Source organism: Brevibacillus sp. NL20B1 (genome assembly GCF_018195675.1).
In the GTDB taxonomy this organism is placed as follows: domain Bacteria; phylum Bacillota; class Bacilli; order Brevibacillales; family Brevibacillaceae; genus Brevibacillus; species Brevibacillus aydinogluensis.
Genome location: NZ_JAGTPT010000035.1, coordinates 23,127 through 32,153, shown reverse-complemented (window position 1 = coordinate 32,153; position 9,027 = coordinate 23,127). Strand labels below are relative to the sequence as shown.

9 protein-coding genes are annotated in these 9,027 nt (G+C 57.5%); 5 read left to right on the top strand and 4 right to left on the bottom strand.

Features of this window, described 5'->3' with window-relative positions; translation table 11 throughout:
- The first annotated feature begins 199 nt into the window (after positions 1-199).
- The 4 genes from KDN35_RS18630 to KDN35_RS18615 all read left to right on the top strand — a co-directional run bounded on the left by KDN35_RS18630 (position 200) and on the right by KDN35_RS18615 (position 4,445).
- Positions 200-1,477 (top strand): extracellular solute-binding protein, encoded by a 1,278-nt coding sequence (locus KDN35_RS18630; protein ID WP_212133554.1) that lies wholly within the window; start codon positions 200-202, stop codon positions 1,475-1,477.
- A gap of 104 nt (positions 1,478-1,581) precedes the next feature.
- Entirely contained in the window at positions 1,582-2,502 is a 921-nt protein-coding gene (locus KDN35_RS18625) for a carbohydrate ABC transporter permease (RefSeq protein ID WP_230077300.1), read from the top strand.
- Between the two features lies 1 nt (position 2,503).
- Complete coding sequence (locus KDN35_RS18620; RefSeq protein ID WP_171566018.1) at positions 2,504-3,331, top strand: carbohydrate ABC transporter permease; 828 nt, start codon at positions 2,504-2,506, stop codon at positions 3,329-3,331.
- Between the two features lie 19 nt (positions 3,332-3,350).
- The gene (locus KDN35_RS18615) at positions 3,351-4,445 is read left to right on the top strand and encodes a glycoside hydrolase family 15 protein (protein WP_212133552.1); all 1,095 of its coding nucleotides are present in this window, start codon (positions 3,351-3,353) and stop codon (positions 4,443-4,445) included.
- Between the two features lie 54 nt (positions 4,446-4,499).
- Here KDN35_RS18615 and KDN35_RS18610 read toward each other — a convergent pair whose 3' ends face one another.
- Entirely contained in the window at positions 4,500-4,865 is a 366-nt protein-coding gene (locus tag KDN35_RS18610; protein ID WP_171566021.1) for a hypothetical protein, read from the bottom strand.
- Positions 4,866-5,074: 209 nt separating this feature from the next.
- On the opposite strand from KDN35_RS18610, the gene KDN35_RS18605 reads away from it, so the two are divergent.
- Positions 5,075-6,448 (top strand): peptide MFS transporter, encoded by a 1,374-nt coding sequence (locus tag KDN35_RS18605; protein WP_171566022.1) that lies wholly within the window; start codon positions 5,075-5,077, stop codon positions 6,446-6,448.
- 297 nt (positions 6,449-6,745) lie between these two features.
- On the opposite strand, the gene KDN35_RS18600 is transcribed toward KDN35_RS18605, so the two are convergent.
- Genes KDN35_RS18600 through KDN35_RS18590 form a run of 3 tightly spaced genes read right to left on the bottom strand, consistent with a single transcriptional unit; the run spans position 6,746 to position 9,015 of the window.
- Positions 6,746-7,486 (bottom strand): amino acid ABC transporter ATP-binding protein, encoded by a 741-nt coding sequence (locus tag KDN35_RS18600; protein WP_171566024.1) that lies wholly within the window; start codon positions 7,484-7,486, stop codon positions 6,746-6,748.
- Positions 7,487-7,502: 16 nt separating this feature from the next.
- Positions 7,503-8,201 carry an amino acid ABC transporter permease gene (locus tag KDN35_RS18595; protein ID WP_171566025.1) on the bottom strand — a complete coding sequence of 233 codons (699 nt, stop codon included), beginning with the start codon at positions 8,199-8,201 and terminating at the stop codon, positions 7,503-7,505.
- Positions 8,188-9,015, bottom strand: a complete 828-nt coding sequence (locus KDN35_RS18590) for an amino acid ABC transporter substrate-binding protein (RefSeq protein WP_171566026.1) — start codon at positions 9,013-9,015, stop codon at positions 8,188-8,190. The genes KDN35_RS18595 and KDN35_RS18590 overlap by 14 nt, the downstream gene beginning before the upstream one ends.
- Positions 9,016-9,027 lie beyond the last annotated feature (12 nt).

Below are 9,027 nucleotides of genomic sequence, written 5' to 3'. Positions count from 1 at the left end.
GCGTTCCATTTGGGGCAGTTTCTGACACAATTTCGTGCAATCGTTTGCATTGAACTTGTGCGCTGACCGGCAACACTTGCCAAAACAGCTTCAGTTTGCCCCAAGCAGCCGCCCTCTCGACGGGGGCACCGCCAGAATGGGCCGCGGCGACACGTCCGGCAGATTAACCTGTATGTCAGGAAGAAAGAGGGGTACATGGATGAAACGCTTTTTCAGCATTTTTACCGCGATGGCGTTGGCTGGTTCGCTGTTGGCCGGCTGCGGCGGCTCCAGCGAGACAGGCGGTCAGCAGGGAGGGCCGGCGCAGCAAACGAATGGGCCGGTCACGCTTACATTCTGGACGACGATGCGCGAATCAGAGACGGTGGCGCTGAAGGAACTGATCAGCCAGTTTGAACAGGAAAACAAAGAGATCAAGGTAAACCTGGAGCTGATCCCGTTCGGCGAGGCGCAGAATAAGTTTCGCACCGCGGCGCAGGCCGGCAACGGACCGGACGTGATCCGCTCCGAAGTGGCCTGGACGCCGGAGTTTGCCAAAATGGGGCTGCTGGAGCCGCTGGACAGCTACTTTGCGGATCAGGACGACTTCCTGGAGGCGCCGCTTTCCTACAGCAAGTGGAACGGACACGTCTGGAGCGTTCCGGAGGTGACCGACGCGCTGGCTCTCTTGTACAACAAGCGGATGCTGAAAGAGGCCGGGTTCAACGAGCCGCCCCGGACGATGGACGAATTTGCCGCAGCCGCCAAGGCGCTGTCCAACGGCAAAGACAGGTGGGGCTTCTACCACCGCCAGACGGAAGCGTACTTCTCGCTGCCGTTTATCTGGGCGTTTGGCGGGGGGCTGATCGACGACAACCTGCAGGTGCTGATCAACACGCCGGGCGCGGTGAAGGGCATCGAGTTTGCCTTGAAACTGCGCGATCAGGATCACGCGTACCCGAAGGATCTGGACGCGGCCAACAGCTACCAGACCATGAATGAAGCCTTTAAAAAAGGGAGCGCGGCGATGATTTTCAACGGCCCCTGGGCGACATCCGACATCTTCGCCGGGGAAGAGTTCCGCGATCCGAACAACCTGGGGATCGCTCCGATTCCGGCCGGACCGGACGGGCATACCGGCTCTCCCGTGGGCGGGCACAGCCTGGCCATCTACGCCGGTTCCAAATCAAAAGAGGCCGCCTACAAGCTGATCGCTTTCCTCACCAGCAAGGAGAGCCAGGCCAAATTGGCGAGCAAAAACGGCACACTGCCGACGCGTAAATCAGCGTATGAGATGCCGGAGATCAAGGAAAACCGGCTGATCTCCGACTTTAAGGCGGTAATGGAAAGCGCCAAGAACCGGCCGGTCATTCCGGAAGGGGGACAGATTTTCGCCTCGTTCGACCCCGAGATCCAGGCGATCTACAAGGGCGAGAAAAAGCCGCAGGAAGGACTGGACGCGGTTGCCGGCGCGTGGAAAGCGCTGCTGGGACAATAGCGAATGAAAACGAAAACCGTATGAAGGCGCGAGGGAGAATGGCCAATGGGCTTTTCTTCCCTTCGCGCTGTCGAAGGACGTTGTTGGAAAAGGGGGCGTGATGGTTGACAATACGCAGCAACAAGTGGATCGCCTGGCTGTTTCTCACGCCTGTGCTTGTGGTGATGGCGCTATTGGTGTTTTATCCGCTGGTGCAGGGAATCATCTACAGCTTTACTGACATGAACCAGTACAACATGGGCAGTAAATTTGCCCCGCCCAGTTGGACGTTTGTCGGACTGGACAACTACGTCGATTTGTTTGCCTCGTTTTTCAAGCCCGATTCAGTGTTTCGCGACGTGATTGTGCAGACGCTGGTCTGGACGTTTGTCAATGTCTTTTTCCATTTCGTCATCGGGTTGGGGCTGGCGCTTCTGCTGAACCGCAACATCAAAGGACGCGGCATCTACCGCATGCTGCTGATGGTTCCGTGGGCGGTGCCGTCGTTTGTCTCCGCCTTTTCCTGGACGTGGATGTACAACCAAACGTACGGCTTGTTCAACATCATCCTGCAAAAGCTGGGATTCTCACCGATTCCCTGGCTGGGCGACAGTTTTTGGGCGATGGTCTCGGTGATCATGGTCAACGTCTGGGTGGGCGTACCGTTCATGATGATCACGCTGCTGGGCGGTCTGCAAAGCATCCCGCCATCCCTCTACGAAGCAGCCCGCGTGGATGGTGCTTCGCCGTGGAGCCAATTCTGGAACATCACGCTGCCGCTGTTGAGGCCGGTGGCGGCAACGGCGACGGTGCTCGGCGTGATCTGGACGTTTAACATGTTTACGATTATTTTCCTGGTGACGCGCGGCGGTCCGGTCCGCTCCACGGAAATTCTCGTCACCTACGCCTACCGGGAGGCGTTCTTGAATTGGAACTTTGGCATGGCCGCCACCTACGGCGTGGTGATTCTCAGTTTTCTGCTCGCCTTTACGGTGCTGTACCGGCGGCTGATCAAAGCCAACAGCAACGAGGGGGTGTACTACTGAGATGCGCACGTCCAACTGGTGGGTGCACCTGCTCTTGATCGCTGCATCCGCAATTGCCGTCTTTCCTGTGTTGTGGATTCTTTCTACCAGTTTCAAGCCGCGTTCGGAAGTGTTTTCGACCGAGCTGGCCATCGTTCCGCAGACGTTTACCTGGGAGAATTACGTTCACGTGCTGACCCGTGCTGACGGCGTCTTTTTGCAGTGGATGGCCAACAGCTTCCTCGTCGCGTTATTGACTGCGCTCGTGGCGCTGTCATTGTCCGCCACCGCAGCCTACGCCTTGTCTCGCTTCCGTTTTTCCGGCAAACGGGTCATCTCCTTCAGCTTTTTTCTCACCCAGATGTTCCCGGGGGCGCTGTTGATCGTGCCGCTGTACCGGATTGTCAACGCGCTGGGACTGTTGAACAGCTACCTCGGCCTGGTGCTCGCATATGCTACGGTAGCGGTGCCGTTTTGCGTGATGATGCTGAAAAACTTCTTTGACACGATACCCTACGAGTTGGAGGAAGCGGCACGGGTGGACGGCTTGTCCCCATTCGGCACGTTTTATCGGATTGTGCTGCCGCTGTCGCTGCCGGGTATTGCTGTGACCGGCTTTTTCGCCTTCATCACGGCGTGGAACGAATTTTTGATCGCGCTTACCTTCATGTCCGAACAGCGCATGTACACGCTGCCGATCGGTTTGCAGCAGTTTGTCAACCAGTTCAATTCCGACTGGCACTACATGGCGGCCGGGGCGATCATCGTCACGCTGCCTGTGCTGATCGTTTTTTTGCTGGCGCAGCGTTATCTGATTGCCGGCTTGTCCGCTGGCGGGACAAAAGGGTGAGCGACGGGAGGAGAGTGCCGTGACGACGAGGTCGCTGATCGACGACAGCATCGACATCATCCTGCGCCATCAGGCCAGGACGGGCGCCTATCTGGCATCGCCGGCGTTTGTCCATTACCGGTACGCCTGGCTGCGGGACGGGGCGTTTGTCGCCTATGCGCTGGACCGCTTTGGCCGCCATGAGAGTTCCCGCCGTTTTTACACCTGGTGTGATGCCGTTGTAAACAAACACGCCGACAAGGCCAAAGAAGCTATCGCCGCCGTTCGCGCGGGGTGGGCAGGCAGCGCGGAGGAGGCCAACAGACGCTTTTTGCACGCCCGCTTCACCGTTGACGGAGACGAGGTGGAGGGCGAGTGGGGAAGCTTTCAATTGGACGGGTACGGGACGTGGCTCTGGGGGCTGTCGGAGCATGTCCGCCGCAGCGGAGAGCGGAGCCTGATCGAGCAGTTTCGTACCTCTGTCGACCTGACGCTTGATTACCTCGGGGCGTGCTGGCAGCTGACCAACTTTGACTGCTGGGAGGAGCACGGCGACCGCATCCACCCGGCGACACTGGCGGCCGTATACGGCGGTGTGCGGGCGATGGCGGATTATCTGCCGGAGCGGGCAGAGGAGCTGAACAGCTTGGCTGATGCTGTCCGCCGCTTCGTGCTGGAGCGGGGGACGGAGGATGGCGCGTTTGTGAAGTCGCTGGGCGATCCGTCCGCAGATGCCAGTCTGTTGTGGCTGTCCCTGCCGTTCGGGCTGGTGGACGCAGATGACCCGTTGATGGTCCGGACCGTGACGCGGATCGAGCGGGAGCTTCTGGCCGGCTTTGGCGTTCACCGGTACCGGGGTGATACCTATTACGGCGGCGGGCAGTGGCCGCTCTTGTCTGCCTGGCTGGGCTGGTATTACGTACGAAACGGCCGACACGACGAGGCTGCGGCAATCTGCCGCTGGATCGAGTCAACCTGGACGACGGACGGCCTGCCGGAGCAGGTGCAGGAACATCTGCTGGCGCCAGACCACTACCAGCTGTGGGTGGATCGGGCCGGGATGCCGGCGGTGCCGCTTCTCTGGTCGCACGCGATGTATCTGGTGCTGGTGGATGAACTGCAGGCGGCGAGGTAGGAAAAACAGTAAACGCGGGTACCTTAAAGGGGCCCGCGTTTACTGTTTCAGGGGCTAAGTAAACAGGATCAGAAAGACGGCAATAAACAGCGCCAGGACGATTCCGATCATGGTCACGGAGGCAAAGCCGATGAAGAGGGACTTGAGGGGTTCGATGATCCACTCGACGACACAGCGCGCCAGCGGATCTTTTTTGTCCATCTGCCTGTAGGCCATCTGCAGATACGCGACGAGGACGCAAACGGCGGTAAACATCAACGCGTAACGAAAGACCATGTAAAAATAGTCGGGGTAACTCAAAACCGTGCTGACATCGCCCAGCCAGCCGATCCGCTCCTGGCCAATGGGCACGAAAATGACCGTCAAGGCAAAGCCGATCAGAAAACTGTAAATGGCCGTCTTGAGCAGCCGTTTCTCCATGTGCGAAACCTCCACTTTTTTACAGAAAGTATAGCAGGTATATGTTTGTTTGCACATAAGAAATGTTGATGTGATGCGGATTTTGTCTGTTTTGACTAAAATATTTTCATTCATATAATACAAATTCAAATATTTTTAATTTGGGGAGATTCCCAAAAACTGTGATATGATACAAAACGTTAGACGTCAGACATCTAGGAGGGACTTATATGGAGGCAGCTGTGAACACGCGGCAAGGCAAACCAAAACATCCTCCTGGCTTGTACTTGCTGTTTTTCACGGAACTGTGGGAGCGCTTTAGTTACTACGGCATGCGGGCGCTGTTGACCCTGTATCTCACCACCGCGCTTATCAGCGGGGGGCTTGGGTTTGAAAAAGGCGTCGCCATGAGCATCTACGGATTTTTTACCGGCGCGGTTTACTTCACGCCGCTGATCGGCGGATACCTCTCCGACCGATATCTGGGCAGAAGACTGGCCATTACCATCGGCGGGATCACGATGGCGGCCGGCAACTTCGTCCTGTTTGCGGAACACAGTCTGTTGGGCTTGTATCTCGGTCTGGCACTGTTGATTATCGGGAACGGATTTTTCAAGCCGAACATTTCCACACTGGTCGGCGAACTGTATCCGGAAAACGACAACAGACGTGACTCGGCGTTCACCATTTTCTACATGGGGATCAATATCGGGGCCTTCTTCGCACCGCTCGTCTGCGGATATCTGGCGGAAGACCTCTTCAAGACCACGGTAAACGGCGTGGTTCAATACGGCTTCAAATACGGCTTCCTGGCCGCTTCGATCGGCATGATGATCGGCCAGCTCATTTTCAATCTATTGGGTAATCGCTATCTCGGCGACATCGGCAAAAAGCCTGTGGGGAAATCGGAGGATAAGGCCAAGGCTGCTGCGGCCAACGCTCCGCTGACCAAAAAGGAAAAACAGCGCACCGCAGTGATTATTATCATCACCTGTTTTGTGGTCTTCTTCTGGGCCGGCTTTGAACAGGCAGGCAGCTCGCTTACGCTGTACACGGACAAGTTTGTGGACAAGCAGGTGTTTGGCTACGAGGTGCCGACTTCCTGGTTTCAGTCGCTGAACCCGCTGTTCATCGTACTGCTGGCGCCGATCCTGTCCGGTTTGTGGGTGAAGCTGGCGTCCAGCAAACGGGGTGATCTGAAGATCCCGACCAAAATGGGGATCGGCATGATCATGCTCGGCATGGGGTACATGGTGCTGCTCCTGGCGGTTCTGCACACCGGGAGCGACGAAAACCACATTTTGAACAAAGCCAACGTCATGTTCATCGTGATGACGTACTTCCTGCACACGCTGGGGGAACTGTTCCTCTCGCCGGTGGGACTGTCGATGGTGAGCAAGATCGCTCCCGTCAAGCTGGCGTCCCTGCTGATGGGCGTCTGGCTGGCCAGCACGGGCGTAGCCAACATTCTGGCGGGTGAACTGGCTTCTTATACGCAATCGCTCGGTTATCTGGAAGTGTTTGGCTTGATCGGTTTGCTGGCAATCGTGATGGGGCTCTTGCTCCTGCTGGTCTCCCGCAAGCTGGTGCAGATGATGGAATAGCATGGCGTGAGCATAACGCACAAAAAAAACCGCCCGGCTTCAGCGGGGGCTGCGGGCGGAAACATGGAGGACGTTATGTCCTTCGGTAGGGTCTGACATTTCCAATGGTAAGCCACAGATGTTGCGGCAAGATGGAGAAATGATGAAGAATGTGTAAACGTTCCAAAAGCCGCAAGTAAGGCTGCTTCCATGTTACAGCCTGCCGGCTTTCCGGGCCCTGCAACCAAAAAAGGCTCTGTGTTTTGCATAAAACACAGAGCCTTTTTGATTGCTGAACGAAAGCGAAGGGGTAATCGCTCAGCTCAGGAGCTGCAAGAATTGACGCGTGCGCTCTTCCTGCGGGCGGGTGAAAAGCTGCTCCGGCGTGCCGCGTTCCACAATCAGTCCCTGGTCCATGAAGATCACCTCGTCGGCCACGTCCCGGGCAAACGCCATTTCATGTGTGACGATGACCATCGTCATGCCTTCCAGGGCCAGTTCCTTCATGACCTTCAGCACTTCGCCGACGAGCTCCGGGTCAAGAGCGGAGGTCGGTTCGTCAAACAGCATCACCTGCGGGTCCATCGCCAGCGCGCGGGCGATGCCGACACGCTGCTGCTGCCCGCCGGAGAGCTGGGCGGGGTAGTGGTCCAGTTTGTCCGCCAGCCCCACCTTGGTCAGCAGGGAGACCGCCTTGGCCCTGGCCTTGTCCGGTGATTCCTTCTTTACCGTGACGGGCCCTTCCATCACGTTTTGCAGGGCGGTCATGTGCGGGAACAGGTTGTAGCCTTGAAACACCATGCCGGTCTGTCGGCGCAGCCGGGCAATCTCCGCCTTGTCCACTTTGCCGCGGGCGGAGAAGTCCAGCTTTACCTCGCCGATTTGGACGCTGCCTTCGGTCGGCAGTTCCAGCGCGTTGAGGCAGCGCAGCAGGGTGGTTTTGCCCGAGCCGGACGGTCCGATGATGACGACCACCTTGCCTTTTTCCACCGTCAGCGAGACCCCTTTCAACACATGCAGGTCTCCAAAGCGTTTGTGAAGATTTGAAATGACGATCATCCAACATTCTTCCCTTCTAGGCGACGTAACGGTCCAGCCTGCTTTCGATCCGGTCCTGGATGAAGGAGAGGATCAGGCAGATCATCCAGTAGATGAACGCAGCCTCTGAATAGACCAGCAGCGGTTCGTAGGTGGTGGCGGTAATCTCCTGCGCCTTGCGGAACATCTCCGGCACCAAAATGGTGGCGGCCAGCGACGTGTCTTTCACCAGGCTGATGTACGAGTTGGACAGCGGCGGCACCGAGACGCGGGCTGCCTGCGGCAGGATGACGCGCTGCAGCGCCTGCCGGTAGGTCATCCCCAGCGAATAGGCGGCTTCCCACTGTCCCTTGGGAATGGACAGAATCGCAGCCCGCACCACTTCCGACGCGTACGCCCCGACGTTGAGGGAAAAGCCGATCACTGCGGACGGAAACGGATCGATGGTCAGACCGACGCTGGGCAGGCCGTAAAAGAGAATGAAGAGCTGCACCAATAGCGGCGTGCCGCGAATGATGGAGACGTAGACGCGGGCGATGGCCACCAGCGGCTTGCTGCCGGAGATGCGGGCAAGCGCCGTCAGGACGGCGATCACCAGGCCGATGGCAAACGAAATGATGGACAGCGACAGCGAGTACGTCAGTGCTCCTTTCAACAGGGGAAGAAACGAGCTCTGTGCGATCTCAATCCATCGCTCCAGGCGTTCAGGGTTGTCGAACAAGCTATTTGGAAACATCTGCACCAAACCATTTCTCGGAGATTTTTAGATACGTGCCGTCTTGCATCATGTCGTCCAGCGCCTTGTTGAAGGCGTCTACCAGTTCCTTGCTGCCTTTGCGGAACATGAAGCCGTTTTTGGCGCTGTCCGGATGCTTGGCGACGACTTTGATCGGCGTGTCCGGCTTCTGCTTTTGATAGTCCAGGAAGGACAGGCCGTCGTTGATGGTGACGTCCACCCGCTTGGAGACGAGCAGGCCGATCGCCTGGTTAAATCCTTCCACGGCGACGATTTCCGCGCCGTTTTCTCTGGCGATGTCGGTCAGGTTGCTGGTCAGCGTCTGCGCCGCTTTCAATCCCTTGATGTCCGAAAAGCTGGTGACGGTGTTGTTGTCCTTGTGGGTCACCAGCACGGCGGTGGATACGGTGTACGGCTTGGAAAAGTCGTACGTTTTCAGGCGGTCCGGCCGGATGCCCACCTGGTTCGCGATCACGTCAAAGCGCTTGGCATCAAGACCGGCAAACAGCGCGTCCCACTGTGTCTCTTGAAAGACAGGCTCGACGCCGATGCGTCTGGCGATCTCCGACACCACTTCCACGTCAAAGCCGGTCAGCTTGCCCGACGAATCGTGGAACGTAAAGGGAGGATAGGTGCCTTCCGTGCCGATCACCAGTTTCCCTTCCGCTTTTACTTTTTCCAACAGGTTCTGCTCGGCCTTTTGCTCGGCAGGGGCGGAGGCAGTGTCGGCGGATGGAGATGGACTGGCGGAGCTGCAGCCGGCCGCTCCCAAAAGCAAGGTGGAGATGAGTGCGAAAACCAATCGTGTTTTCATGGAAAAATCCCC

Excerpts from the sequence above, each read along its gene's own strand:
- KDN35_RS18620 (WP_171566018.1), top strand. The coding sequence starts at position 2,504 with ATGCGCACGTCCAACTGGTGGGTGCACCTGCTCTTGATCGCTGCATCC.
- KDN35_RS18600 (WP_171566024.1), bottom strand. The coding sequence starts at position 7,486 with ATGATCGTCATTTCAAATCTTCACAAACGCTTTGGAGACCTGCATGTG.
- KDN35_RS18605 (WP_171566022.1), top strand. The coding sequence starts at position 5,075 with ATGGAGGCAGCTGTGAACACGCGGCAAGGCAAACCAAAACATCCTCCT.
- KDN35_RS18595 (WP_171566025.1), bottom strand. The coding sequence starts at position 8,201 with ATGTTTCCAAATAGCTTGTTCGACAACCCTGAACGCCTGGAGCGATGG.
- KDN35_RS18610 (WP_171566021.1), bottom strand. The coding sequence starts at position 4,865 with ATGGAGAAACGGCTGCTCAAGACGGCCATTTACAGTTTTCTGATCGGC.
- KDN35_RS18590 (WP_171566026.1), bottom strand. The coding sequence starts at position 9,015 with ATGAAAACACGATTGGTTTTCGCACTCATCTCCACCTTGCTTTTGGGA.
- KDN35_RS18630 (WP_212133554.1), top strand. The coding sequence starts at position 200 with ATGAAACGCTTTTTCAGCATTTTTACCGCGATGGCGTTGGCTGGTTCG.